We start from the raw sequence: 26,726 nt of genomic DNA on the forward strand, positions 1-26,726 counted from the left end.
TCCCGCATCCGTAGCGCAGCGTTCTATTCTCAATACTAAACAGTTGTCATCCTCAAGAGCGAGGCACGAGCGAGTTGGGGATCTCGGTTTTTGCTCAGTCTGTACTGAAAAAGCGAGATTCCCTATCACGCGCTACCGCGCTGTAGGGAATGACAAATGTTGGGTGACGATGCGCTCTCAACTCTAAACTCTCGATTTCTGCCTTTCCGTCAGTGAGGCGATAGCCGAACGTTCCCGCATCCGTATTCCGTATTCCGTATTCCGTATTCCGTATTCCGTATTCCGTAGCGCAGCGTTCCCGCTTCCGTTCCCTCCCCTACAGAAACTCAACAAACTTACTTAAATCACGCTCTGGCACTTTCATTGGCGTACAACCCGGCGTACCTAAATAGAGGAAACCGACAATCTGATCTTCCCCTTGTAGGTTAAATGCTTGGTGTACTTTTTCGTGAAACATCCATTTACCTGAGCGCCAAAAGCCTTGGAAGCCTTGTGCAACCGCCGCCATTTGCATCGCCTGCGCAGCGCATCCGGCTGACAAATGCTGCTCAAACGCAGGCACTTTTTCATGTTCGGTAACTTTAGCAATCACTGTGATCACCATAGGCGCACGAAACGGCGCGTTAGTGGCTTTATCTATTATCGCTTGCTCACTGTTTTCGGCTTTCGCAGCTTCAAGCAAGATGTCTGACAATTTTTGCAACCCCGCCCCTTGAGCAATCACAAAACGCCATGGCGTCAAACCACCATGATCGGGAGCACGAAGACCCGCTCGAATAATATTTTCCAATGCCTTACCTTCAGGCGCAGGCTCTGATAAACGCGCAATTGAGCGGCGATTGAGAAGTAAATCTAAAGCATCCATAACCATTCCTTACTAACTTTACTGCTTGTTTTTATTTATCTATTCATAATAACCAACGATTAACATATGGTGCAATTTTAGGCATAAAAAAAGCTGGCACAACACCAGCTTAGTTTAATCAACCATTCTCGTTTCCGAATAGAACCGGTCAGATGAGCGACTCAATGCCGTATTGCTTACCGTAGTTCTCGACCACGAAGTCGATATCTTTGTCACCGCGACCCGATAGATTAAGCAAAATTGAGCCTTTCACGCCCTGCTGCGCGAGTTTCAACGCATAAGCAACCGCATGTGAGGACTCAATTGCAGGAATAATTCCTTCTAAGCGCGAGAGTTCAAAGAATGCATCAATCGACTCTTTATCATCAGCCGTGCCGTACTGCACGCGCCCCAAATCTTTGAGGTAACTATGCTGAGGACCAACAGACGGGTAATCTAAACCACTGGCGACTGAATACACTTCCTGCGGCTCGCCAGCGTCATCTTTCAACATGTAGGATTTAAAACCATGCATGATGCCTGGTTCACCCAGCGTTAAAGTTGCTGCATGCTCGCCAACTTCCACCAATGAACGTCCTGCAGGCTCAACGCCATGAATCGCGACCTCTTGGTCATCAAGGAACGCGGTAAACAATCCCATTGCATTTGAGCCGCCACCGACACAAGCGACTAGGTTATCAGGCAATTTACCGGTCATTTCTTGGAACTGCTCACGCGCTTCATTACCGATGATTGATTGGAAATCACGCACCATCATTGGGAATGGGTGAGGACCAACCACAGAGCCAATCGCATACAGTTGGCTTATAGGGTCTTTTAAGTACGCTTCAAACGCAGAATCTACGGCTTCTTTTAAAGTTTTACGCCCGTGAGTCGCCGGAATAACGTTGGCGCCAAGAATACGCATGCGCACTACATTAGGATGCTCTTTGGCGATATCGACTTCACCCATATAGATATCACACTCTAAACCAACTAATGCCGCGGCGGTTGCCAGCGCTACGCCATGTTGACCAGCACCAGTTTCAGCAATGAGCTTTTTCTTACCCATTTTCTTAGCAAGCAACGCCTCACCAAGACAATGATTAATTTTATGGGCGCCAGTGTGGTTTAAGTCTTCACGCTTTAAATAAATATCTGCACCATATTTGTTCGACAAATTTTGTGCATGAAAAATTGGACTAGGACGGCCAACAAAGTGCTTATACAGACGTGCTAGTTCTTTTTGGAATTCAGGATCTTGTCGACACTCATCGTAAGCCGCAGTGATTTCATTCATTACCGTTTGCAACTCTTCAGGAATAAAGCTGCCGCCATATTCCCCAAAATAACCTTGAGCATCCGGTAGAGCGTGATTGAATGTATTTTTCATGGGACTCCTTGTCCTAATTAACTAGTACATGCAGTTATCTTATGGTTAAACCGTACAGCCGACAAACACCTCAATTGACATTAGTTAGCACACTCACATTTTTTAACAAAACTATAAACTTAACTAAATTTTATACAAAAAAAGTGGGCTCGAAAGCCCACCGATATTAGATGATGATAGTTATAAAACTACTCTGTCTTAAGAAGGCGTTGAGTAGAATGATTCACCAACGCTGGCGCGGGTCAACAAACCATCACACGGCGCAAAGCGGTCACCATACTTAGAAGCATGTTCATTCATCATTTCAACCAACTTAGCGATGCCAATCTGATCAATATAACGGAATGGGCCACCTAAGAATGGAGGGAATCCAATCCCAAAGATCGCGCCAATATCACCGTCGCGTGGGGAGCGGATAATCCCTTCATCGAGGCAGCGCACCGCTTCATTTAACATCGGTAATATACAGCGCATAGCAATTTCAGCTTCCGCTAATTTCGCTTCAGGCTTCAAATTCAGTAACTGATATACCGTCTTATCAACTTTCTTCTCTTTGCCTTTGTAGCTGTAAAACCCTTTGCCGCTCTTGCGACCTTTACGTCCATCATTCAATAGCGTATCGAATACATCTGGCCCTTGGAAACGCGGTCCTAGTTCTTTGACCAAAATGGGCATAATTTTCGCGCCAATATCGACACCAACTTCATCCAGTAGTGTGATAGGACCGACTGGGAAGCCGGCATTTAACAGTGCATTGTCAAGCTGCTCAATTGGCTCACCCGTTAACAAAACCTGCGCCGCTTCATTCATGTAAGGAGCAAGAATGCGGTTTACATAGAAGCCGGCTTGATCTTTAACCACGATTGGCGTTTTACCCTGTTTCCGCGCCAATTCTACTACCGTTGAGATAGTTTGATCAGACGTACCTTGGTGTGGAATAACCTCCACCAATGGCATCTTTTCTACTGGGCTAAAGTAATGCAAACCGACGACATTCTCTGGTCTTGCCGCTTTCTCAGCAATTTGCCCAATCGGCAACGACGAGGTATTGGTAGCAAAAATGGTGTCCGCTTTGGCATGTTGCTCAATGTCAGCCACCATCTGCTGCTTGAGATCGAGATCTTCAAACACCGCTTCAATCACCACATCTAACTGGTTAAAGGTGGTGAAATCCGTGCCGCCCGAGATCTGATTCATCTTGGCTTGTAACTGCGCTTTGCTGACAATGCGACGTTTACGCTGCTTATCAAATAGTTTGTAGTTGTAATTCAAGGCATTGAGTACGCCGTCATTACTTACATCTTTAATTCGCACTGGTAACTTGGCTTTCGCTACCGAAACATGTGCGATACCCGCGCCCATTAGACCGCCGCCGAGTACACCAACACGCTTAACCTTAATTGGTTCAGCGTCACCACCGTGCTCTTTTTTCATCTCAGTAGTGGCAAAGAAAATCGAACGCAAGGCTTTTGACTCCGGTGTCATTACTAACTCACCAAAGCGTTTCGCTTCGTATTCTAAGCCCTTACTAAAGCCCTTCTCTAAACCAAAGCGAATCACATCTAAAATAGCCGTGGTTGCTGGATAGTTACCCCGCGTTTTCTGCTCGGTCTTCTTCGCCGCTTGTTCAAAGATAACTTTACGCCCTAGGCCAGTATTGGCCATCAACTTCTCTTTAGTTGAGGCTTTATGTTTTGCCTTCTTGTTTTTCTCTAGCAGTTGCTTAGCCACATCGAGCAAAACTGTCTTAGGTACACAAGCATCCACCACACCCAGCTTTTTGGCTTTTTTAGCGCGAAGCTGCTTACCGGTGAGGATCATATCAAGCGATGGCAGTAAACCAATCAAACGAGGAAGACGTTGAGTACCGCCCGAGCCAGGTAACAAGCCAAGTTGCACTTCTGGTAAGCCAATGCGGGTTTTATCGTCGTCACTACAGACTCGATAGTCACACGCCAGCGCCAGTTCTAAGCCGCCACCTAAGCAAGGGCCGTGAATCGCAGCTACCACCGGAAAAGGAAGATCCGCCAGTTTTTGGAACATCTCTTGTCCCTTTTGCGCTAACGCTTGCGCTTCTTCACTCGAGTTACACGCATCCAACATGCGTACGTCAGCACCTGCGACGAAATTATCTGGCTTACCGGAGTGAAGAATTAAACCTTTAATGTCCGATTTATCTTGTTCAATTTCAGCGAACACTTGCTCCATATCCGATGCAAATGCCGCTTGTAGCGTGTTCATCTTTTCATTTGGAACATCAATGCACAGCCATGCGATTTTCTGTTCATCAATGGTTAGATTGAATGCTTTAGTGTCCGTCATTACTCAACCTCCAAAATCATCGCCGCGCCCAAACCACCGGCTGCACACGCGGTATTCAATGCTAAACCGCCACCACGACGTTTTAACTCGTGCAGGGTTTGCGTCATCATCCGCGCACCCGTTGCCGCAAACGGATGACCGTAAGCGATAGAGCCGCCTAGTACATTGAACTTGTCCATATCGATCTCGCCAATTGCTTTGCTTCGCCCAAGTTTCTCTTGTGCGAACTTATCACTAGCGAACATCTTCACATTTGAAAGCGCTTGAGCCGCAAAGGCTTCATGCATATCGATTAGGGTTAAATCACTTAAGCTGATGCCGGCACGATCCAGCGCCATTGGCGTAGCATAAGATGGTCCCATCAGCATATCTTGCTCAACACCAATCGCTGAGAAAGCGTAAGAGCGAATGTAACCGAGGATGTCTAAGCCCAACTCTTTCGCTTTACCCTCGCGCATCAACATCACAGCCGCAGCACCGTCAGTTAAAGGCGTACTGTTTGCCGCGGTCACACTGCCGTATTGGCGATCAAAAGCAGGTCGCAATTTAGCGTAGCTTTCTAAGGTTGAGTCGTGACGAATGTTGTTGTCTTCCGCCAACCATTTTTTGTAAGGTTCAGGGAATGCTGTCATCACCTCAGCGGAGATCTTGCCTTCTTTCCAAGCTTGTGAAGCCAGCGTATGAGAACGGTGAGCAAGCGCATCTTGTTCTGCGCGTGTAATGCCGTGACTTTTCGCCATCTGCTCTGCAGTTTGCCCCATCGACAATCCAGTGGAGTACTCTGCAACCGCAGGTGGCACAGGCATGAGATCTTTCAGTGATAGGTTTTTAATAATGTTGAGCTTTTGCGACATAGTTTTAGCTTTACTCAATGCTAATAAGTTTGCCGCAAGCTTTTTAGAAACGCCGATTGGCAGCACTGAAGATGAATCCGCGCCGCCAGCGATACCCACATCAATCGTGCCTGCCATAATGCTTTCCGCCACGTTTACCGCCGCTTGAAAACTAGTAGCACAAGCACGAGTCACACTGTACGCATCGGTATGGATGTTCATTCCAGTACCCAAAACAATTTCGCGTGCAATGTTTGGTGCTTCAGGCATCTGTACTACTTGACCAAACACCAATTGCTCAATCAATTTAGGATCAATATCGGTACGCGTCAGCATCTCGCTCACGACCATCTTGCCTAAATCAACCGCAGGCACTTGGCTAAACTCAGTACTCTGCCTAGCAAATGGCGTACGCAGCCCCGCCACGATGGCGACTCGTTCTCCCGAGCGAGTAGTCACTTCCTGCTTGCTCATTGTTTCTCCTTATTTATAAGAGGTCTGACCAGAATTATTGTAACCAGTTTGTTAATTTATTCAAACGATCGTTTAATTAAACGTGATGTACTGTAAGTTAATATAGCTAAGTTGATGAATAATAAGGTTGTCGCAGTGTAGAATGGATACCAATAAGGATAAGTAAATGTTCAGAAATTGCGCAAGGAAAATCACTTAGAACAAGGCGCAGATTGCAGCTAACTAGTTATTCTAATTACAAAATCTGCAACGACGTTGTCAGCGATTATAATTAGCAAGAATGATCAAAGACTTATGCTGATTGGTATGAACTATAGTTAACACAGGATTGTTCGCGCTATAACCTAAAGTCTAGATAGCGAGATAGAGCGCACAGTGCAAGAGAGGAATGACAGGCAAAAAAAAACCACACAAAACTGTGTGGTCGGAATGTATAAAGCAATTAACTCACGCCAATTGAAAATAATCAGTTTCCTGATTAGGAGAAAGTAAAGTCAGCCTTCAAAAGGAAGTGTCATCTTGCTCAACTGTTAGTGCAAGCACTAACTAGATGACAAGATGTACTATAACCGCTCAGTTGTGATGTTTTTTGAAATAGATCAATTTTTATTGCGATTTATGGCTCTACGACTTAGGTAATCGTTTTCTGATGGCAAAACACGCCAATTTATGACGATTTCATTACAAAATTGCGTAATTTACAGACCATTTGTGCAAACAAAATGTGGCTTTAATCACACCAGATAACTGGCAATGGGAGGCTTTTCGTGGCCATCTTAGATTTTTTTGGAAAGAAAAAGTCCAAACGTCCGGTCGACTCTGATATGGACAGACAAAGAAAATATGAAGCACTCGTCCGAGCGTACCATCGCGATCTTTATCGTTACGCCTATTGGCTATGTAAAGATCCGACGATTGCAGAAGACTTAGTGCAAGAAACGTGCTTACGGGCATGGAAGTCACTCGACAGTTTGCAAGATGATAAAGCGGCCAAATCTTGGCTAATCACCATTTTGCGTCGAGAGAATGCCCGACGTTTTGAGCGAAAACAGTTTGATTTGGTCGATATTGATGATCACGCCAATGAAGCGCGCGTCAATGATGATTCGCATCACCAGTCAGAGTGGATTCACAATCAAATCATGAAGCTCGAAGTCGACTATCGCGAGCCGCTGTTTTTACAAGTAGTAGGTGGATTTAGCGGCGATGAGATTGGTGAAATTTTAGAGTTGAACAAAAATACCGTGATGACGCGGTTATTTAGAGCAAGGAACCAACTAAAAGAGATGTTGGAGTCCGAGGATAAACATAAAGGAGCGCACAATGGATGAGTTAGAATTCCGTCGTCGTATTATGTCTGATCCCAAAGAACGGGACAGTGACATTCTCGATGCGATGCGTACCAATGACAATAACAGCAAGTTTGCCGACGAACTCTTAGATCTCGACAGCCGCATTGCTAAGGCCATGAATGTTGAAGTACCTGAAGATCTCGCTGACCGAATTTTGTTTAATCAAAGCTCACGCAATCAGAACAATGTGGTGAGACCAAACTTTATCAAACGTAGCATGGCGATGGCTGCTTCAGTCGCGTTTGTAGTCGGTTTACTGGTTGGACAAATCAACTGGGGTAATATTGTTGTCGCGCCAGCACAAGCCAGTATCGCCGAAACGGCGATCGAACATGTGATGGCCGAGAAGCCATTTATTGCCAACTTAGATGAGAAGGTCGACACCGCACAGATCAACGCGAAGATGGCCCCTTTTACTCATGAGCTGAGTAAACAGTTTCCTTACCATGTTTATTACCTTAACCATTGTGGGTTTGGTGAAGCTAATGCACTGCACATGGTGTTTGAAGGTGAGAAAGGTAAAGTCACTTTGTTTATGACCAGCATGCCTTCTGATGGCGTGGTCGATTTCCAAAAACAAGGCATGGATGGCGTGGTTGAACCCGTTGGCAACAACAGTATTGTGATTGTGGGTGAGAAAGGCGAAAACGTTACTAAAATCGCCGATTCAATCAAACAACTTATCAAACCAGTTGCTATCTAACTGAATGAGCTTCGATAATCCATCGAGGCTCTTTTTTCACCTTAAAATTAGAGCATAAACTCTAAAAAGACGACTTTTACAGCATTTTCCTGCCTGATCACCGATATTTCCGCAATTTTATCATCAAATTAGACAATGGTCGGATTTCTATATTCTATACTTCAGCTTAGGATCAGCCCCAACTGAGCAAAAGCTCAAAAACAGCGCCCATAAGAGGCGACTAAAAAGGAAAAAGCACAATGAATAAAACGCGTCTGTTTAAAAAGACACTGTTAGCAGTGACCGTTTCAACAGTTACACTAGCATCGCAACAAGCTCTCGCCGCTGGTTTCCAGCTTAACGCACAATCTGCAACAGGTATCGGCCGTGCATTCGCCGGTGACGCAGTAATTGCTGATAACGCATCAGTAATGGCTCGTAACCCTGCTGCAATGGCACTATTTGACAAAATGGAGCTATCACTAGGTTTTGAAAGCATCACTTCAATGATTGAAGTGAAAGATGCTGAATACAAAGGGTTCATGGCTCCACAATCGGTAGATGCGAACCAAGATGAAATCGGTGATACTTCAATTGCACCAAATATCCACCTTATTGTCCCTGTTAACGAAAAATTTGCCTGGGGTGTGAACGCATATTCAAACTTTGGTACGAAGACGGAATTCGATAGCGATTACTCAGCAGCTGAATATGGCGGTGTAACCGATGTTAAGAGCTTTAATTTCGGTGTTGCGGGTTCTTACCGTCTGAACGAACAATGGAGCTTTGGTGCAGGCCTAGACCTTATTTATGGTCAAGGCACAATGAAACGCGGAAACCCTGTACCAGGTTTAATTGGTTCAGTAGATAGCAAGTATGCTCTAAATGTTGATAAGGCAGATGGTTGGGCGTTTGGTTTTAATGTCGGTACGGTTTTTGAACTTGATGAAAATAACCGCTTTGGTTTAGCTTACCGCTACAGCCCAGAATTTGAAGCTGAAGACGACAAAGGTCAAAAGATCACGCTGCCGCTACCTGATATCGCCGAATTCTCTGGTTACCACAAAATCGAAGATACTAAATTCGCGGTGCACTACTCTATCCAATATATTGGCTGGAGTTCATTCGACCAAATCGAATTCCGTAACCTTGACGCATCTGCGTCACCTATAGGTTTCTTACCAGGGTCTACAGGTTCTTATGACAAAGATTATAAGTGGCAAGATGGCTGGCACTATGCCATTGGTGGTACTTACTACCTAAATAATGATTGGACGCTACGTGTTGGCTACATGTATGACACCAGTGCACAAGATAGTCTAACTTCTATTTCAGTGCCCGACTCTGATCGTCAATGGTTCTCAACTGGTTTCACTTACCATATTGATAGCTCTTCAAACGTAGACTTTGGTTTTACCTACCTAATGGGTGATGACGTTAAAGTTGATGAATCTATTGAGATTGGCGGAAACCCTGTGACTTCTGTTGCAGCAACAACTCATGCTGACGCTATCCTAGTGGGTCTACAATACAGCCGCAGCTTCTAATCGCTAACGCTAGACTACTAACTTCCGAGGGCTGGTTTTCCAGCCCTTTTTATTGTCTTGCCCTAAATTCCGTATTCCGTATTCCGTAGCGTTCCACTTATTCTCAACTATCCACAGCTTTATAAACTTTCAGCGAACACATAAACACTCTATTTGAGAGTACAGTTGTAAAAATTTCTCGAAATTTAGCAATACACGCGTTAGCTGAAATAGGAAGTGGTCATACCACTTTTCTGGTTTTTAATTCCTTTAAGTTTGATTCTTTTAGAATTTAACTCTGAAAATGCTATTTGGTGTGTTTTTTATTTTTAAAGCTTTTACTCTAAATTTAACATTCACGCTCTCACAAAAAACATATTCAGCGAACATTATAATGAAAACAAACAAGTCTCTCCTATCACTTGCAGTGGCATGTGGTTTAATGTCAGCTTCAGCAACTGTTAACGCAGCAGGTTTCCAGTTAGCAGAATACTCAGCAACAGGTCTTGGCCGCGCATACGCAGGCGAAGCAGCAATGGCTGATAACGCAAGCTCACAATGGCGTAACCCTGCGCTACTAACCTACCTAGAAGGGACTCAAGTTTCTGTTGGCGCTATCTATGTTGACCCGAATATTGATGTAAACGGTGATATTGATGGTTCAAAAGCCCTACCTCTCCCTCCATTAGATGGTTCAAAAGCAAGCTCTAAAGACTTTGCCAACAGTGCTGTAATCCCAAACTTCTACCTATCACACCGTGTTAACGACCAATTTGCTCTAGGCTTAGCGTTAGGTACAAACTATGGTATGGAAACTGACCTAGGTAATGATTTCAACGCTTCTCATTTTGGTAATGAAGCAATGATCAAATCAGTAGAAGCTAACCTAAATGCGGCATACAAGCTGAATGAACAATTTAGTTTTGGCGCAGGTTTGCGTCTTGTTCACGGTGAAGGACATTTTGGTGCAGTTGCTCCAAAAGAAAGTATCGGTTTAGTAAAACCTGGGGCAACTCTAAAATATATGGAAGGTGATGACCTTTCATGGGGTTGGCAAGTCGGCACTGTTTGGCAAGTTAATGATACCAACCGCATTGGTTTTGCATATAAATCAGCTGTTAAATTCAAACTAGAGGGTAATGCCGAGGGATCAGCATTCAATCTTCTAGATCCTAATTTCCATGACACAGGTTCTATGTCGCTTGATCTTCCAGCAACAGCAGAAATAGCTTCTTATCATCAGCTAACTGATCAATTTGCTATGCATGCCAGCATTAACTGGACTGACTGGAGCTCATTTGAAAAACTTGTTGCTGACCTAGACAACAATCCAAGCTCAGTGATCAAGGAAGAACATTGGAAAGATAACTACCGTTTTGCTCTAGGTGCAACGTACCTAGTTAATCCTAAGCTAACACTTCGTTCAGGCATTGCATATGACATGGCTGCGGTAAGTGATAAAAACCGCACTATTACAATTCCTGAAACAGATCGTACATGGTTAAGCATCGGTGCAAGCTATAAAGCAACGAAACAACTAACTTTAGATGCTGGCTTTACTTACATTATTGCTAAAGACGCTTCTATCAAAGAATCTCGTGGCTATGAATCAGATGATGCAGCTCAGAAGTTAGCCGGTGAATTTACGGGCGAAGTATCAGGTAGCATCTGGCTAATTGGTGTACAAGCGAACTACACGTTCTAATCTAAGCATTAGACTTTAGTCAAATTAACCGACTAACCGATAGCAAAAAGGCTTGGATTACCAAGCCTTTTTTGTATTTGTTATTTCGATTAAACCGATTTAGAACTCGTCCAGATACTCATCAAGGTACGCTTCTTCATCGTGATCGATCTCTTCTTGCTCTGTTTCTATTTCCGCTTTGAAGTCTTGATGCTGAATATAAACGTCGCGAGTTAATGCGTATGGATCTGGCGAGTTTTCTAGCATCGCTTCTTGGTTGACCAGCGCAGCACGTGTTTCCATCCCTTCCAAAGCCCATTTACCTAAACCAGCCCAGAAGTTAAGTAGTGAAAGCGGCACATACATGCTATCAGCAAAATCAGCCGTTTCTCGCACTGTCCACGGACCATAGCCCGGTACCATTACATAAGGCCCGTTGCCAACACCATAATGACCAATCGCGTCACCTAGAGCTTTCGCATTGTGATCGGTAATGCCAGCATCAGAAGCGATATCAATAAAGCCAAGTAGACCAAATGTGGTGTTAATCCAAAAACGGTTGAAGTGGTCTAATGCTTTACCGCCATTACCCATGATTAAGTTGTTAATCATACTTGATGGCTCATCAAGGTTGGCAAGAAAGTTTGAAATACCCGTTCTTACCGGCTGTGGCGTATACCCCACATAAGCAAGAGAGACAGGACGGACAATGTAAGGATCGAGATAATCGTAGTTAACATCCCACATTACGCGGTTAAAGCTTTCAAAAGGATCGCTAACGTTAGAGACACTCGTTTCAGACTCATCATCAGGCGCACTAGAGCAGCCTGCTAACAACAGCAGTGATAAAAGCGATGTCCATACCTTAGGCTTAAGGCTCTTCATTATAATTATTCCATGAAAAAAGGCCGGTGAATGACCGGCCTAGTTTACTTAGTTTTGCTGCGTATTAACACTATTGCTTATCAATACTGTTTATCGACCACAACATCAACCGCTTCGCCCATTTTAGCGGCTGGACTTTCGCCGTACCAGTCGCCATCTTTGGTCGCCACGTTGCCGTCGTTATCGACGCGTACACGTACCATGTAGTCTTCAAGTTGCGATAACTTTTGCCCTTGCATCATACTGTTACCATCATCAAGCACCACAGTACGAGGGAATGTACCCAATGGGTAGCGCGCTGCTGCGACTGGCATTGGAGAACCATCTGCGTTATGTACTGAGACAATCAGCGCCGCATTTGGATTCGCGTTAACCTGTTCACCAAGATCGATGGTCACTGACACTGATTTACCATTCGCACCTGTCACGCCCAGCTGTTTTTGAGCATTTTCAATACTGCGACTTAGCATTTCATAACGCTCGTCTTGTGGACCAATCATCTGCTGCATGATGCTCCAGTAACGGATTGCCGCGGCAAAATCTTTACGCTCGTAAGCATCAAATGCCAATAGCGAGAACACGCGTACATCCATAAAGTTACGCTGCACTAGCTTACCCAGTGTTGAGCGCGCAGTATCTTGGTCAACTTCGTCTTGCGATAGCATCAGTGCCTGAGCTAAACCCAGCATGATGTCTGGGTCGTCCGATTTCAGACGATACGCTTTGTTCATCGCACCAATGGCAGTATCGATATCGCGATTTGCCAGAGCAATACGACCTAACAACAACCAGCCGGTCGCATCGCTTGGTTCGTAATGAAGACGAGTACGTAGCGCCAGCGTCAGATCCTGCATTTCATCATCGCTTAGCGCAGCACCTTCTGGTGACATTAACTTCTTAGACAACGCAGGTAGATTAGACGTCACTTGCTGCCACTGCTGAACATCATCTGCGGCACCAAATTTAGCGTATAGACCGTAACTCAAAGCAACCGTAAGCAGCACAGACGGAATAATCACTGCCCAAGGGTTGAGCTGTGCGCTCTCTTCTTGCTGGTTGTCGGTAGGAATGTCATCCAGTAGCGATTGTTTAAGATCATCAATCAACTCTTGCTGGTTAACCACCAAGCCTTCTTCGTCTTCTTCTTTAAGTTCAGAAAGACGGTCTTTATACAGCGCTTTGTTGAGTTCATCGCGCAGCGCAGCGTCGTTGTTCTCTTTCTTTTTCACAAAAGGCAGAGCGATAAACACCGCACTTATCGCGATAAGAACGATTGAAGCAATCCAAAATAGAGTCATTACTGCTTATCTCCGTCGTTCTTCTCTTCATCGAGTAGCGCTTTTAGACGCTGTTCTTTATCTTGATCCCATTTGTCGTCTTTCGCGACCTGTTTGCTCTTGCGGCTACGCACAACAATCACGCCAAAGCCAAGCAGTACCACAGCCAGCGGGCCTAACCAAAGAATCGAAGTCGCGAGTGTAAATGGCGGATTGTAAGTCACGAAATTACCGTAGCGAGCAATCATGTAATCAACGATTTCGTTTTTTGATTTACCTTCTTTGGTCATCTCGTACACTTTATGACGCAGATCTTGTGCCAGTTCAGCGTTTGAATCGGCAATGGTGTTGTTCTGACATTTCGGACAGCGCAACGTATTACCAAGCTCTTTAAACTGCTGCTCTTGCTGCAGCGTTTCAAACTCGTACACCTCGATGGTGGCATGTGCCGCCATCGAAAATGTCATTGCTGCGAATAATGCAATAATCCACTTTTTCATTATTTCGCCTCCGCTACCATTTCACGATACATTGGCTCAAGCTTCTCTTTCCAGTTACGTGGGTTTACATCCCCCACATGACGATAGCGGATGATGCCGTTAGCGTCGATCAAGAAAGTTTCAGGTGCGCCATAAACGCCCAAATCAAGACCCAACATACCATTGCCATCGAATAGGCTGATCAGGTATGGGTTACCTAGATCGTTTAGCCAACCAACTGCTTTGTCACGTTGGTCTTTGTAGTTAAGACCTATAATTTTTACGCCTTCGTTCGCCAGTTCATTTAAGTACTGATGCTCGGCATAACAGGTTGGACACCAAGTTGCCCAAACGTTCAGCAGCAGCGGCTCACCTTTGAAGATCGCTTGATCGTAAAGTTTGCCTGGTTCCGCCAAATCTTCTAAACGGAACTCTGGGACATGCTTACCCACCAACACTGACTCGAGTTTGGTTGGGTCGTCACCTTCAGAGTTACGTACAAGCTGAGTCATAAATACTGCCACTAGACCGAGAAATATCACTAGTGGAATAAACAAAAGTTTCTTGTTCATTTATGCCTCCTGCTTCTTAGCTTTCTTTCTAAAGCGGTAACGTTTGTCGCTGATCGCGAGCGCACCACCTAGAGACATGATAATTGATCCAGCCCAAATCCAGTTTACGAATGGTTTGTAGTAAATACGTACCGCCCAAGATTTATTGTCATCTAGACGATCACCCATCGCCACGTATAGGTCACGAGTAAAGCTGCGATCGATCGCCGCTTCAGTCATCATTGAACGTGCGGTGCGGTAGAAACGTTTTTCTGCATGCAGAGTATTGATGTATTTACCATCTAGCGTGATTTCAAAATCAGCAATGTAACCATCGTAGTTAGGACCATCTTTGTCGCGCACACCTGAGAAGTAGAAGTTGTACTCTTCAAGTTGGAAGTTATCACCCGGCGCTAGACGCACGTCACGCTCAATACTGTGCGTTTGTACCATTGCGATACCAATGATAGAGACAGCAAGACCGATGTGACCAAGCATCATCGCCCAGTGGCTACGTGGCAGTTTAAAGATGCCGCCAAAGAAGCTGTGGCGGTGCGTCGCACGCTCATGCAGTTCATAACCGTGCATCACAACAATCCACATCGCCATTAACCAACCTAGGTAGGTCATGAAGACGAAGTAATCTGAGAAAATCCAGTTAAGTAGACCCGCGAGAACAATTGAGATAACGCCCGACACTAGCATTGGTTTGGCTAGATCAGATAGGTTGTCACGCTTCCAACGGATCAGTGGACCAATACCCAATACAAATGAGAACGGGATCATCAACCACGCAAATAGCATGTCGAAGAATGGGGCACCGATAGAGACCGAGCCGAGACCGATTTGTTTGTGCACAAGTGGTAGCAGTGTACCAACGAGTACCACAACCAGTGCCGCCATTAGCAGAATGTTGTTCGCCAGTAGTGCGTTTTCACGTGATACCAATTCGAAGTTACCACGCGCACGTACGGTTGCGCCTTTAACAGCAAATAGCAGTAGTGAACCACCGATAACAAATACGAGGAAGCCTAGGATAAACATACCGCGTGATGGATCTGAAGCAAACGCGTGCACTGACACTAGGATACCTGAACGAACTAGGAAGGTACCCAGCAAGCTTAATGAGAATGCTGAAATCGCCAGTAACACTGTCCACGCTTTAAACGTACCGCGTTTTTCGGTTACCGCTAGCGAGTGCATGAGCGCGGTACCGGCTAGCCAAGGCATAAATGATGCGTTTTCTACTGGATCCCAGAACCACCAGCCACCCCAGCCAAGCTCGTAGTAAGCCCACCAAGAGCCTAGTGCGATACCTAGCGTTAGGAATAACCATGCTGCGGTTGTCCAAGGACGAGACCAACGTGCCCATGCGGTATCCAAGCGACCAGTCATAAGTGATGCAATAGCAAACGAGAACGCTACCGAGAAGCCAACGTAGCCCATGTAAAGCATTGGTGGGTGAATGATCAAACCCGGGTCTTGCAGTAATGGGTTTAAGTCACGACCATCAACTGGGAAGAACGGCAGTGTACGCAGGAACGGGTTAGACGTTAAGATGATGAACAGCAGGAAACCCACACTGATCATACCCATTACCGCTAACACGCGCGCAACCGACTCTTGAGGCATGCCACGACTAAAGGTTGCAACTGCGACTGTCCACGCCGCTTGGATAAGTACCCAAAGTAGCAGTGAACCTTCATGTGCACCCCAAACCGCGGTTAAGCGATAGTACCATGGCAACTGTGTATTGGAGTTGCTGGCAACATAGTTGAGGGTAAAGTCGTTGGTGTAAAATGCCCACAATAGAATCGCGAACGATAGCGCAAGCAGTAAGAACATCGCCCAAGAAAGGGGACGAGCGGTGTTCATTAATACCGTGTTATTTTTGGAAGCACCTACCAAAGGCAGGATACTCAGCAGCACTGCCATCGCAAGCGAGACGATCAGTGCAAAGTGGCCGATTTCTGCAATCATTGACTGCTTCCTTGTTTCTGTTGATCGGTATAGTCAAGTGGCGTGTGCGACTTCTCCATCGCTTCCGCAATTTCAGGTGGCATGTATTCTTCATCATGCTTCGCTAAAACCTCGAACGCTTCTACAGTAGTTGCATCAACCAATACGCCTTGAGCAACGATGCCCTGACCTTCACGGAAAAGGTCTGGAAGAATACCGTCATAAACAACGGTCACGTTAGGACCAACATCGTGCAGTTGGAATGACACGCGTAGAGACTCAGAATCACGCTTAACCGAACCAACGGTCACCATACCACCAATACGAAGACGTTGACCGACTTCCGGCTTAGTACCATCTGGTTTGCCTTGTACTAACTCAGTTGGAGTGTAGAACAAGTCCATATTTTGCCCTAATGCATAAATCATCAGACCAATCGTTGAGCCGATACCAAGGAAAATGGCTAGAACAATTGCGAGCCTCTTTTTACGTCTTGGGTTCATAGAGTGTTCTCCATATTCTTAGCTGCATCAATACGAGCTTGACGAGCCACTTTATTCTGAACTTCGTTCAGTAGCGCTTTGTGACGACGTACACTGCTAATTAGCAAAGCAATCATCACGAAAAAGGTAATGCCGAACGCACTCCACACATAACCTGCGTAGCCGCCCATGGCAAAAAAATCACTCAAAGATTCAAAATGCATGCTTAATTACCTCTCTGAGTTAAACGAGCCGACATTTCTACCACCCAAGGGCGGTGACTTTCTTTGCTTATAATTTCGTTACGTAGACGAACCAGTGTCAGTGCACCGAAGAAGAAAGCAAAACCAAAAATATTCAACAACAGCGGCCAAAGCATATCGTTCGAGATAGAAGGCTTGTCGAACTTAGTGATCGTTGCGCCTTGGTGTAGCGTGTTCCACCACTCAACCGAGAAGTGAATGATTGGTAGGTTAACCACACCCACGATGGCTAAAATACCCGCGGCTTTCGCTGCGGTTTTTTGATCGTCAAATGCGTGGTAAAGCGCGATAACACCAAGGTAAAGAAACAGTAGAATGAGTTCTGACGTTAAGCGAGCATCCCATACCCACCATGCGCCCCACATCGGCTTACCCCACACCGCACCGGTTAGTAGTGCAATAAAGGTAAACACCGCGCCAATTGGCGCCATCGCCAGTGCCGCCATGTCTGATATACGGATTTGCCAAACAAGGCCGATAAAGGCAGCGATCGCCATCGACATATACACACCCATCGACCAAATTGCCGAAGGTACGTGAATATAGATAATCCTGAAACTATCACCTTGTTGGTAATCGGAAGGCGCGAAGGCTAGCCCCCACACTGTACCAATTGAAAGGCAGGCAAAGGCTAGTATAGAAAACCATGGTAATAACTTACCGCATAAGCGATAGGCAGATTCAGGCTTTGCATAAGGATGGAGCCATTTCCACATTGTCGGTCTCACTCTTTACTTCATTTATTACCGAGTCGAGCTCGGTTTTTAGTAGTGTTGTAATTTATATACTGGGAAAATTTCGTGCTTGATCGAAAACAACTAATTAACACTTACTCGCAGTGCAGCGCTAATCGCAAACGGTGTTAAGGTCAATGCTCCCATAAACATTGCGCCTAAAATTGCTAACTGTCCGTTATACGCCATACCTAACGAGGCAGCATCAATCGCCGAAGTCGCAAAAATCAAAATCGGTATGTAAAGCGGTAGGATTAATAAGCTTAAAAGCACCCCGCCCTTTTGTAACCCGACGGTTAATGCCACACCTATCGCACCAATAAAGCTCAATGTCGGCGTGCCCACTAATAAGGTTAGTACGACTGCTAGCCAAGTATTAAAGTCTAAAGAGAGCAATATCGCCAACAATGGGCTGATAATAATCAAGGGCAAACCTGTCAGTAGCCAGTGAGCAATCACTTTCGACATCACAACCAACGGCAATGGAACCGGCATTAACATCATTTGTTCAAGTGCACCGTCTTGATAATCGTCTCGAAACAGGCGCTCTAACGACAACAACGCCGAAAGCAAAGCCGCTACCCAAACAATTCCGGCAGCAATACGTGCTAACAAATTAGGCTCAGGGCCAATGCTGAGTGGAAACAGCGTAATAACGATGATAAAAAACCAAAGTGGATTAAAAATATCCGCTTGGCGACGGTACGCAATCAACAATTCGCGTCGGATGACGTTATTCATTATGCCTATCACGCTTAACCACCTAGTTTAATTTTTCGTAATTTCGGATTGTCAGCGAACATATCTTGGTGCGTGGTCAAGACAACGATACCACCCTGCTCTGCATGGTTTAGAAACAACGCTTCCAATACTTTCACGCCTTGCTTATCAATCGCCGTTAATGGCTCATCCAAAATCCACAACTTGTGTTGACTTAACCACAAACGAGCCAAAGCAACACGACGCTGTTGCCCAGCGGAAAGTTGTGCAACCGGCACATCTTCGCGCCCAGCCAAACCAACTTGAAGCAATGCTTGATAAATGGTCTCTTTGTCTGCCGCTTGATTACTATGTACCGAAACATAAAAACGTAAGTTTTCATACGCGGTCAGCTCGCGCTTTACACCCGTTTGATGGCCTAAAAACAGTAAATCATGATGATAACTATCGCGGTTAGACTCAATATTTTCGTTGTTCCAAAATATTTCACCGTCATCACGGTCGCCCAACCCAGCAACGATACGCAGTAGAGTCGTTTTACCAGTGCCGTTACGTCCTTCAATTTGGACTAATTCACCACTGCCAATAGTAAATGACAGAGATTCAAATAAAATTCTTTCGTCACGAATTGCTGTTAATTGTTTTACTTCTAGCATTGGCAACCACTATAGAGATTTAGGCGCTTATATTACCACAGGGGATTTTCTACATCATAGCGAATGAGCTTTACGAATCACGAAACTAAGTAAGAAGTTATTAATATTTAATCATAGTTTGCATTAACTCACGCCCGACGTTCACATTTGGAAATATAGACTCATAAAAGCGGCCTTTAGATACTAAAAAAGGATGCATATTGCATCCTTTGTTCAATGAATCTAGTTACGGCGCCGACGCTCAACAGATTGCTCTGGCATACCTTCAAGAGGGGGGATTTTTTCTCGACCCGCCAACTTGTTTTGCAAAGACATCATTAGTTCTGCTTCTGCTTTTGGTAACTCACACTCTTGGATTAGCTCATTAAGATCGGCACCCAGTTGCACCATCTTTGTCGCTCGAGAATAGAGACGACCATCACCATCCGCTTGCTCAAGATCTTTAATGCGCTCCAGCAAATGTTGAATGATATCTTCTTGCTCACTCACTCTCTGACCAAGACCAACAACAACTGAACGAACTTCAAGCAATTGCTTATTTGCTTTTTGCAGTTCTCGGTCTAACTGACGCTGCTGCTGTCTGCCTTGCTCAAGTGCTTTTTTTTGCGTCGCCTTCAAGCGTAAAATGCTAAAAATCAACAACAAAAATACAAAGGCAGCCACTCCTGCAACGACAGGAGTGCTAAACATCACGCTAGTATCCATTATAGATGAGCCATCTCATCCCATTCTTCATCAGAAAGAAGCTTATTCAGATCAACGAGGATCAATAGTTTACCGTCACGGTTGCTAACACCTTGGATAAACTTCGCACTCTCATCAGTACCCACGCTTGGCGTAGTGTCGATTTCAGATGAACGTAGGTAAACCACTTCAGCCACGCTATCAACAAGAATACCAATCACTTGATGCTCAGACTCAATCACAATAATACGAGTATTATCGGTGATCTCACCTTCCATTAAACCAAAGCGAGAACGTGTATCGATTACCGTCACGACGTTACCACGTAGGTTAATAATACCCAGTACGTAGTCAGGTGCTCCCGGTACAGGCGCAATTTCCGTATAACGAAGAACTTCACGAACTTGCATTACATTAATGCCGTATGTTTCTTCTTCAAGTTGGAACGTCACCCACTGAAGTACTTCATCATTTGAATTTTCTTTTCTCACTTCAAGTTCGCTAGTTTGAGACATACCTTATCCTCTTTAACCCTTTTTGGGGCACATATCTATTTGTCTAATGCTTTTACATCTAAACCAGCGTTTAGCATAGCGTTCAATGCTTCTACGTGGATCAGAGCGCACATTTTTTCTTTAACCATACCGGCAAGCCAAGGTCTTTTGCCTGCCATTTCACGCCAGCGTACTTTCTCTGGTTCTAGCCATTCAGTACCCATCAACTGAGTTGAAGCAAGACCCCATTTACTCGCACCTAACATAACAATGTACTGGTACTGTTCTTTATAACTGTCATCGACAAGCTTCTCCGCCATCACCCACTTCGCAGTGTCGACCACATCAAGCTGCGCCTCACGACTGGTTTGCAAACCTAAATACCATTCTGGACGACCAATTAAGTGATTCAACTCGGCTAAGCGATGAATACCGCCTAACTCGTCCAAAGGTACCGCAAATGTCACACCATTGACGTCAAAATAGAGCACTTGAAAAGCTTGCTCACGCTGAGTGCTGTGCCAATCCGCCGTAAAGCCACTCCCAGGCTGAGTTGCTAATTCAACTTGAGGCTCAATCTCTAACGATTGCTCAACGACGGGTTCTATCGTTACTTCAGATTGTGGTGGTATCTCCGCGTGAAGCGTTACTTCCACTTCTGGTGCAACATAAGGTTCTGGGTCCCAATCTTGAACCTCGTCAACAACGACCTGTGTTTGAGTCGCTTTCGCAATGTCTAGTGTGTTTTGTTCCATCACACTAGTCAGGTGTAACTCATCAACCGGATTGGATGATTCAAGCTGCTTTAATAAGCGCTCTACATCTTCCAAATTCGGGACTTCAATTTCGGCCGTAACTGGATGGTAGAAACCGTGAGTTTCTTCCAATTGAACCATAGGCTCAAATTGATAATTACTGGTAAAGTCTGGCTCTGGCTCTGGCTCTGGCTCTGGCTCTGGCTCTGGCTCTGGCTCTGGCTCTGGCTCTGCAAGTATTGTTTCATCAATACCTGGTTTCACTAGCGCTTGTAACTCATCATCCTCAAATAACAGAGAGTTGAAGTAGTCATCTAAGGCTTGCTCACTCGAGAGCAAGGTATCATCACTCATCAAATGCCAGCCTCTCTAAATGCAATAGCAGTTGCTTGTAAGCAAATACACCACGGCTTCCAGATGCAAAATGTGATACAGGTAAATGCTTCAAGCTTGCATCCCTAAACTTAGTGTCAATAGGCACCGCCGATGACCAAACTTGTTCTGGATAATCTCGCTTAAGCTGCTGCAATGTCTGCAACGATGCTCGCGTTCGTTTATCGTACATTGTTGGCACAATCGTCACTTTAAACGCTTTATTACGGGACTTTTGCATAATGGCGAGAGTCCGCACCATGCGCTCAAGACCTTTCATGGCCAAAAACTCAGTTTGAACTGGGATCAATATGCGGTTACTTGCTGCCAATGCGTTAACCATCATCACACCTAAAATGGGTGGACAATCAATCAACACGTAATCGTAATGATCTTTAATCGCAAGCAGAGCGCGCTTTAAAATTAGCCCCATTCCACTGCGGTTGCCCATCACACGATCAAGGGTAGCCAATGACATATGCGCCGGAATAATATCAATCCCGTCGATATCACTATCCATAATTAGAGGCTGTACCGTACGCTCGGTAAACTCTTTAATTTGAAACAGATCGAACAGGCTTGATGGCACATTGTCAGAGTCAAAACCTAAATAGGTGGTCAATGAAGCGTGCGGGTCAGTATCAACCAACAATACTTTTTTCCCTTGTTTCGCCAATAGCCCTGCAAGAGTTATGGTGGTAGTAGTTTTACCAACGCCACCTTTTTGGTTAGCGATACTCCAAACGATCATAGCCTTACCTCTACGCGAGACCTATTTCGACTAGCATACGTTCAGCGATACGCTCTAAAGGTAAATCTTCTGAAGAAATACCTTCTTTCGCCACGGCTTGAGGCATACCATACACCACACAGCTTTCTTCATCTTGTGCCCAAATCGTCGCACCCGCGTTTTTCAGCATGCGCGCACCTTCTCGCCCATCAGCACCCATACCTGTTAGGACCATAGACAAGACTTTGTCGCCATAAATTTTTGCTGCACTACCAAAGGTTACATCGACACATGGCTTGTAGTTCATGCGGTCGCCGCCATCAATAATGCGCAACTTGGCACTACCTGCACGACCTTCAATCATCATTTGTTTGCCACCAGGTGCTAAATAAGCCACACCAGGTTGTAAAACATCACCATCTGCAGCTTCTTTTACTTGAATTTTGCATAGCGTGTTCAATCGGCTAGCAAATGCAGCGGTAAAGGTGGCCGGCATATGTTGGATCAACAAAATCGGATGTGGATAGTTCGCTGGTAACTTAGTCAGAATCTTCTGCAAAGCAACTGGACCACCGGTCGACGTACCAATCGCAGTCAGCTGATATTTCTTACCACTCGCTTTAAAGCGCGCAGGCGTCGATGTGGGACGGCTTATCGGTGCTGCTGTCGTACGCGACTGCAGTGTGCTCACGGTCGAACGAGTAATGCTTCTTTCCGCCGGCGCAGTTGTCGTTGTCGCTGTTGCACGAGGCGCTACAGGTCGACGCATAAAGGTGCGGCGTGAAGCGATTTGCAATACTCGTTGCTGTAGCAATTGAACCGCTTCGTCACGATTACGTGCAATATCTTCGAACTTCTTCGGTAAGAAATCGAGAGCGCCAGCATCCAAAGCGTCTAATGTCGCTTTTGCGCCATCATGAGTCAGCGAAGAGAACATCAAAATTGGGATCGGATTTGAAGCCATAATTTCACGGACGGCTGTGATACCGTCCATGACTGGCATTTCGATATCCATAGTAATGACGTCTGGCTTGATTTTTATCGCCTTTTCAACCGCTTCTTTACCGTTTGTCGCCACATCAATGACTTCAAGTCGCGCGTCTGAATTGATAATTTCACTCACTCGGCGACGGAAAAAGCTTGAATCGTCAACTACTAAAACTCTTATTGCCATGTTTATCCTTTTTAATACTTAACGATTAGATACGTGATGCTGATGCATAACGTTTTAAAAGATCTGGCACATCAAGAATCAAGGCAATATGACCATCACTAGTGATAGTTGCACCCGCCATACCTGGCGTACCTTGTAACAAGTTATCAAGCGGTTTAATTACCACTTCTTCTTGACCGATCAAGGTATCGACAACAAAACCAACACGCTGGCTACCAAGCTGAACGATCACTACATGACCGTGCCCTTTACGTTGTTCTACCGCGGCTGAGCGTGGCGATAGCCAATTCTGCAAGTAAAACAGCGGAATAGACTTATCGCGAACAATGATAGTTAACTGACCATCAACCACGTTGGTGCGGCTAAGGTCTAAATGGAAAATCTCGTTCACACTTGCCAAAGGCAGAGCAAATGGATTGCCGCCCACACCAACCATGAGTGTCGGAAGAATCGCTAGAGTCAGCGGAACTTTGATGGTGATTTGAGTGCCTTTACCCATTTCTGAATCAATATCAATCGAGCCATTTAGGGTATTGATCGCTGTCTTAACAACGTCCATACCTACACCACGACCAGAGATATCTGAAATCTTCTCTTTGCTTGAGAAACCTGGCATAAAGATCAGATTGAAACACTCTTTGTCTGTCAAACGAGACGCTGCGTCCTCGTCCATCATGCCGCGCTTAACCGCGATACCACGAAGAACGTCAGGATTCATACCGCCACCGTCATCGACGATTGCCAACTCGATATGATCGCCTTCTTGGGCTGCTGACAAAATTACTTTACCTGTACGAGGTTTGCCCGCTTTGACGCGCTCCTCTGGCATTTCGATACCATGGTCAACCGAGTTACGCACTAAGTGAATTAGTGGATCCGCCAAAGCCTCAACTAGGTTCTTATCCAAATCAGTATCTTCACCACGCATTTCAAGCGTGATGTCTTTATTTAAGCTTCGTGCAAGGTCACGTACCACGCGTGGGAATCGACCAAATACCTTCTTAATAGGCTGCATGCGGGTTTTCATTACCGCGCCTTGTAAGTCAGCGGTCACAACGTCGAGGTTAGCGACAGCCTTTGCCATCTCTTCATCATTGCTGTTCAGACCTAGACTCAACAGGCGATTTCGCACCAATACAAGCTCACCCACCATATTCATGATGATATCGAGCGTTGATGTATCAACACGTACCGTTGCTTCCGCTTTCTTCGCCGGTGCTGCCGCCTCTTTTTTCGCTGGAGCTTTCACTTCAGCTTTTGGGGCTGGGGCAGCTACTGGTGCGGCAGGAGCTGGCGCAACGACTTCAGCAACTGGAGCTGGAATTGAAGCTTCAACCACTTGGTCATCATTGTTCTGATAAACTGGCTTCGTAGCGAGCTCGAGCTCTTCTATGCTTGGACCTTTTCCTTGACCATGTAGTTGGTCAAGCAGTTTTTCAAACTCATCATCCGTCATCAGATCGTCATCAAATGAGCTTGGTGCAGCCGGCGCAGGTGCAGGCGTTACCGGTGCAGCAGGTACTTCTTTACCCGGTCCTTTACCAATACCGTGTAATTCATCAAGCAGTTTCTCAAACTCATCGTCTGTAATATCACCACTTTCCGAGCTTGGTGCAACCGATGCGGCTACTGGAGTCTCAGGGGCTTTATTCACACTAGGCGCGCCACCAACACCATGTAACTCATCGAGTAATTTTTCAAACTCGTCTTGGGTAATCTCATCGATTGAGCCCGCATCAACTTGAGTTACGGGTTCAACGACTGGAGTTGGTTCGATCACTGGAGCGCTAACAACCACTTCAGGTTCAGTTGGAGCTACGACAACCTCATCCGATGAAGCGGGTTTACTTAAGCGATGCAGTTCATCAAGTAGAGATTGGTCGGCCGCTTCTAACGGTTCGCGCTCTTGCACTGCTTGAAACTGCTCGTTAACGGTATCAAGTGCTTTCAGCATTGTATCCATTAGACTTGCGGTCACTTCACGCTGGCCATTACGCAGAATATCAAACACGTTTTCCGCACCATGGCAGGTATCAACGAGTTCAGTAAGCGCTAAAAAGCCCGCACCACCTTTTACAGTGTGGAACCCGCGGAAGATAGCGTTGAGTAAATCCTTGTCATTAGGGTTATTTTCGAGTTCTACTAGCTGCTCTGAGAGCAACTCAAGAATCTCACCCGCCTCAACTAAAAAGTCCTGAAGAATATCTTCGTCTAATTCGTAGCTCATAAGTTACCTCTAAAACCCAAGACTCGAGAGTAGATCATCCACTTCGTCTTGCGATGAAACCGCATCAATCCTTTCGTGAGGATTGATAATAGGCCCCTCAGCTTCGGTTGATGCTTTTTTATTGTTCTTGGATAGTTCTTCATCCAATTGGTGTTGACCAAAAACTGTTAGGATATCAACAAGTCGCGTTTCGACTTCACTCACTAGTTCAATGACTCGACCGATGATTTGGCCCGTCAGATCCTGAAACCCCTGAGCCATCAAAATGTCCGTGAGTAAACTACGAAGTTCACTACTATTGCCTTCGACATGTCCGAGAAGATCATCAATACGGTGGCACAGTGCTTTAAACTCAGTTAAATCGATTTTGCCATGCATGAGCTGGTTCCATTGAGGTCTTACTTGGAGTAAACCGTCATGGAGATTGTCAGCTATCGGCATACAGCGATCGACCGCATCCATAGTTTGGTTTGCAGCTACTTCAGTCTTTTCAATAACGTATTGGAGGCGATCCCTTGCATCGGGAATTTCGTCATTAGCCAACTGAGAAAAGCGCTCATCGATATGAAACTGCTTTATAGCTTCGTGCAAATCACGGGTAAGTTCACCTATTTCTTGCAACACTGGCTCACTAGGTGCGTTACAGATCCCTTTGACCAAGTTATCTGCTTCTTGCTGTTCACCGTTTTCCAAAAGCGCAACGAGTTGTTTGGCTTGTTCTAATGAAATCATTCCTATATTGGCCTTTTCCGCTCAAACTCACATAGTCGTTTGACTATAAACGTTCAAAGATCTTGTCTAGTTTCTCTTTCAACGTTGCTGCGGTGAATGGTTTTACGATGTAACCATTAACGCCCGCTTGAGCGGCTTCGATAATTTGCTCACGCTTTGCTTCAGCAGTGATCATTAGTACTGGCAGGTGCTTCAATTCTTGATCTGCACGAATGTGTTTAAGCAGGTCAATACCCTGCATACCTGGCATATTCCAATCTGTAACGACAAAATCGAAATCGCCCTTCTTGAGCATAGGCAATGCAGTTAAACCATCATCCGCTTCTTGGGTGTTATTAAAACCCAGATCACGAAGTAGGTTTTTAACGATACGGCGCATTGTTGAGAAGTCGTCAACAATCAAGATTTTCATGTTTTTATTCAAAATTGCCTCCACTGATTA

Annotated in this window: 26 protein-coding genes; 4 read left to right on the forward strand and 22 right to left on the reverse strand. The window is 45.3% G+C overall.

What is annotated here, in order from left to right; translation table 11 throughout:
• Positions 1-316: 316 nt before the first annotated feature.
• From IRQ95_RS05065 to fadI, 4 genes are all read right to left on the reverse strand, one after another.
• Complete coding sequence (locus tag IRQ95_RS05065) at positions 317-865, reverse strand: NAD(P)H nitroreductase (protein WP_194435919.1); 549 nt, start codon at positions 863-865, stop codon at positions 317-319.
• Positions 866-1,013: 148 nt separating this feature from the next.
• Entirely contained in the window at positions 1,014-2,237 is a 1,224-nt protein-coding gene (gene trpB, locus IRQ95_RS05070) for a tryptophan synthase subunit beta (protein ID WP_194435920.1), read from the reverse strand.
• A 198-nt stretch (positions 2,238-2,435) separates the two neighbouring features.
• Positions 2,436-4,559, reverse strand: coding sequence for a fatty acid oxidation complex subunit alpha FadJ (gene fadJ, locus IRQ95_RS05075; RefSeq protein WP_194435921.1), 2,124 nt, complete (start codon positions 4,557-4,559; stop codon positions 2,436-2,438).
• On the reverse strand, positions 4,559-5,866 hold the full coding sequence (gene fadI, locus IRQ95_RS05080; RefSeq protein ID WP_194435922.1) for an acetyl-CoA C-acyltransferase FadI: 1,308 nt from the start codon (positions 5,864-5,866) through the stop codon (positions 4,559-4,561). Before fadI ends, fadJ begins: the two co-directional genes overlap by 1 nt.
• Before the next feature lie 824 nt (positions 5,867-6,690).
• On the opposite strand from fadI, the gene IRQ95_RS05085 reads away from it, so the two are divergent.
• From IRQ95_RS05085 to IRQ95_RS05100, 4 genes are all read left to right on the forward strand, one after another.
• Positions 6,691-7,197 (forward strand): sigma-70 family RNA polymerase sigma factor, encoded by a 507-nt coding sequence (locus IRQ95_RS05085; protein ID WP_228481294.1) that lies wholly within the window; start codon positions 6,691-6,693, stop codon positions 7,195-7,197.
• Positions 7,190-7,921: a DUF3379 domain-containing protein gene (locus tag IRQ95_RS05090; protein WP_194435924.1), complete on the forward strand. Its 732-nt coding sequence runs from the start codon at positions 7,190-7,192 to the stop codon at positions 7,919-7,921. Before IRQ95_RS05085 ends, IRQ95_RS05090 begins: the two co-directional genes overlap by 8 nt.
• A 239-nt stretch (positions 7,922-8,160) precedes the next feature.
• Complete coding sequence (locus IRQ95_RS05095; RefSeq protein ID WP_194435925.1) at positions 8,161-9,447, forward strand: outer membrane protein transport protein; 1,287 nt, start codon at positions 8,161-8,163, stop codon at positions 9,445-9,447.
• Between the two features lie 373 nt (positions 9,448-9,820).
• A complete protein-coding gene (locus tag IRQ95_RS05100; RefSeq protein ID WP_194435926.1) occupies positions 9,821-11,131 on the forward strand; it encodes an outer membrane protein transport protein in 1,311 nt (436 codons plus the stop codon).
• Positions 11,132-11,230: 99 nt separating this feature from the next.
• Here IRQ95_RS05100 and IRQ95_RS05105 read toward each other — a convergent pair whose 3' ends face one another.
• From IRQ95_RS05105 to cheY, 18 genes are all read right to left on the reverse strand, one after another.
• Positions 11,231-11,995, reverse strand: coding sequence for an MlaA family lipoprotein (locus IRQ95_RS05105; RefSeq protein WP_194435927.1), 765 nt, complete (start codon positions 11,993-11,995; stop codon positions 11,231-11,233).
• Between the two features lie 80 nt (positions 11,996-12,075).
• Positions 12,076-13,293 carry a c-type cytochrome biogenesis protein CcmI gene (ccmI, locus tag IRQ95_RS05110; RefSeq protein ID WP_194435928.1) on the reverse strand — a complete coding sequence of 406 codons (1,218 nt, stop codon included), beginning with the start codon at positions 13,291-13,293 and terminating at the stop codon, positions 12,076-12,078.
• A complete protein-coding gene (locus IRQ95_RS05115) occupies positions 13,293-13,772 on the reverse strand; it encodes a cytochrome c-type biogenesis protein (protein ID WP_194435929.1) in 480 nt (159 codons plus the stop codon). The genes ccmI and IRQ95_RS05115 overlap by 1 nt, the downstream gene beginning before the upstream one ends.
• Entirely contained in the window at positions 13,772-14,323 is a 552-nt protein-coding gene (locus tag IRQ95_RS05120; RefSeq protein ID WP_075649811.1) for a DsbE family thiol:disulfide interchange protein, read from the reverse strand. Before IRQ95_RS05120 ends, IRQ95_RS05115 begins: the two co-directional genes overlap by 1 nt.
• Entirely contained in the window at positions 14,324-16,282 is a 1,959-nt protein-coding gene (locus tag IRQ95_RS05125; protein ID WP_194435930.1) for a heme lyase CcmF/NrfE family subunit, read from the reverse strand.
• Positions 16,279-16,764 (reverse strand): cytochrome c maturation protein CcmE, encoded by a 486-nt coding sequence (ccmE, locus tag IRQ95_RS05130; protein ID WP_194435931.1) that lies wholly within the window; start codon positions 16,762-16,764, stop codon positions 16,279-16,281. Before ccmE ends, IRQ95_RS05125 begins: the two co-directional genes overlap by 4 nt.
• Positions 16,761-16,967, reverse strand: coding sequence for a heme exporter protein CcmD (gene ccmD, locus IRQ95_RS05135; protein ID WP_075649808.1), 207 nt, complete (start codon positions 16,965-16,967; stop codon positions 16,761-16,763). Before ccmD ends, ccmE begins: the two co-directional genes overlap by 4 nt.
• A gap of 2 nt (positions 16,968-16,969) precedes the next feature.
• Positions 16,970-17,722: a heme ABC transporter permease gene (locus IRQ95_RS05140; protein WP_194435932.1), complete on the reverse strand. Its 753-nt coding sequence runs from the start codon at positions 17,720-17,722 to the stop codon at positions 16,970-16,972.
• A 102-nt stretch (positions 17,723-17,824) separates the two neighbouring features.
• Entirely contained in the window at positions 17,825-18,481 is a 657-nt protein-coding gene (gene ccmB, locus IRQ95_RS05145) for a heme exporter protein CcmB (protein WP_228481282.1), read from the reverse strand.
• Positions 18,482-18,495: 14 nt separating this feature from the next.
• Complete coding sequence (gene ccmA / locus IRQ95_RS05150; RefSeq protein ID WP_194435934.1) at positions 18,496-19,116, reverse strand: cytochrome c biogenesis heme-transporting ATPase CcmA; 621 nt, start codon at positions 19,114-19,116, stop codon at positions 18,496-18,498.
• Positions 19,117-19,338: 222 nt separating this feature from the next.
• Positions 19,339-19,821 carry a DUF2802 domain-containing protein gene (locus IRQ95_RS05155; protein WP_194435935.1) on the reverse strand — a complete coding sequence of 161 codons (483 nt, stop codon included), beginning with the start codon at positions 19,819-19,821 and terminating at the stop codon, positions 19,339-19,341.
• Complete coding sequence (locus IRQ95_RS05160) at positions 19,821-20,315, reverse strand: chemotaxis protein CheW (protein WP_075649803.1); 495 nt, start codon at positions 20,313-20,315, stop codon at positions 19,821-19,823. Before IRQ95_RS05160 ends, IRQ95_RS05155 begins: the two co-directional genes overlap by 1 nt.
• Before the next feature lie 35 nt (positions 20,316-20,350).
• Positions 20,351-21,403: a chemotaxis protein CheW gene (locus tag IRQ95_RS05165; RefSeq protein ID WP_194435936.1), complete on the reverse strand. Its 1,053-nt coding sequence runs from the start codon at positions 21,401-21,403 to the stop codon at positions 20,351-20,353.
• The gene (locus IRQ95_RS05170; RefSeq protein WP_194435937.1) at positions 21,396-22,172 is read right to left on the reverse strand and encodes a ParA family protein; all 777 of its coding nucleotides are present in this window, start codon (positions 22,170-22,172) and stop codon (positions 21,396-21,398) included. Before IRQ95_RS05170 ends, IRQ95_RS05165 begins: the two co-directional genes overlap by 8 nt.
• A gap of 10 nt (positions 22,173-22,182) precedes the next feature.
• The gene (locus IRQ95_RS05175; RefSeq protein WP_194435938.1) at positions 22,183-23,325 is read right to left on the reverse strand and encodes a protein-glutamate methylesterase/protein-glutamine glutaminase; all 1,143 of its coding nucleotides are present in this window, start codon (positions 23,323-23,325) and stop codon (positions 22,183-22,185) included.
• Positions 23,326-23,350: 25 nt separating this feature from the next.
• A complete protein-coding gene (locus tag IRQ95_RS05180) occupies positions 23,351-25,552 on the reverse strand; it encodes a chemotaxis protein CheA (protein WP_194435939.1) in 2,202 nt (733 codons plus the stop codon).
• A 9-nt stretch (positions 25,553-25,561) separates the two neighbouring features.
• Positions 25,562-26,284, reverse strand: a complete 723-nt coding sequence (locus tag IRQ95_RS05185) for a protein phosphatase CheZ (RefSeq protein WP_194435940.1) — start codon at positions 26,282-26,284, stop codon at positions 25,562-25,564.
• Between the two features lie 43 nt (positions 26,285-26,327).
• Positions 26,328-26,696 carry a chemotaxis response regulator CheY gene (gene cheY / locus IRQ95_RS05190; protein ID WP_075649797.1) on the reverse strand — a complete coding sequence of 123 codons (369 nt, stop codon included), beginning with the start codon at positions 26,694-26,696 and terminating at the stop codon, positions 26,328-26,330.
• Between the last annotated feature and the right edge of the window lie 30 nt (positions 26,697-26,726).

Source organism: Vibrio fluminensis (assembly GCF_015278125.1).
GTDB lineage: Bacteria > Pseudomonadota > Gammaproteobacteria > Enterobacterales > Vibrionaceae > Vibrio > Vibrio fluminensis.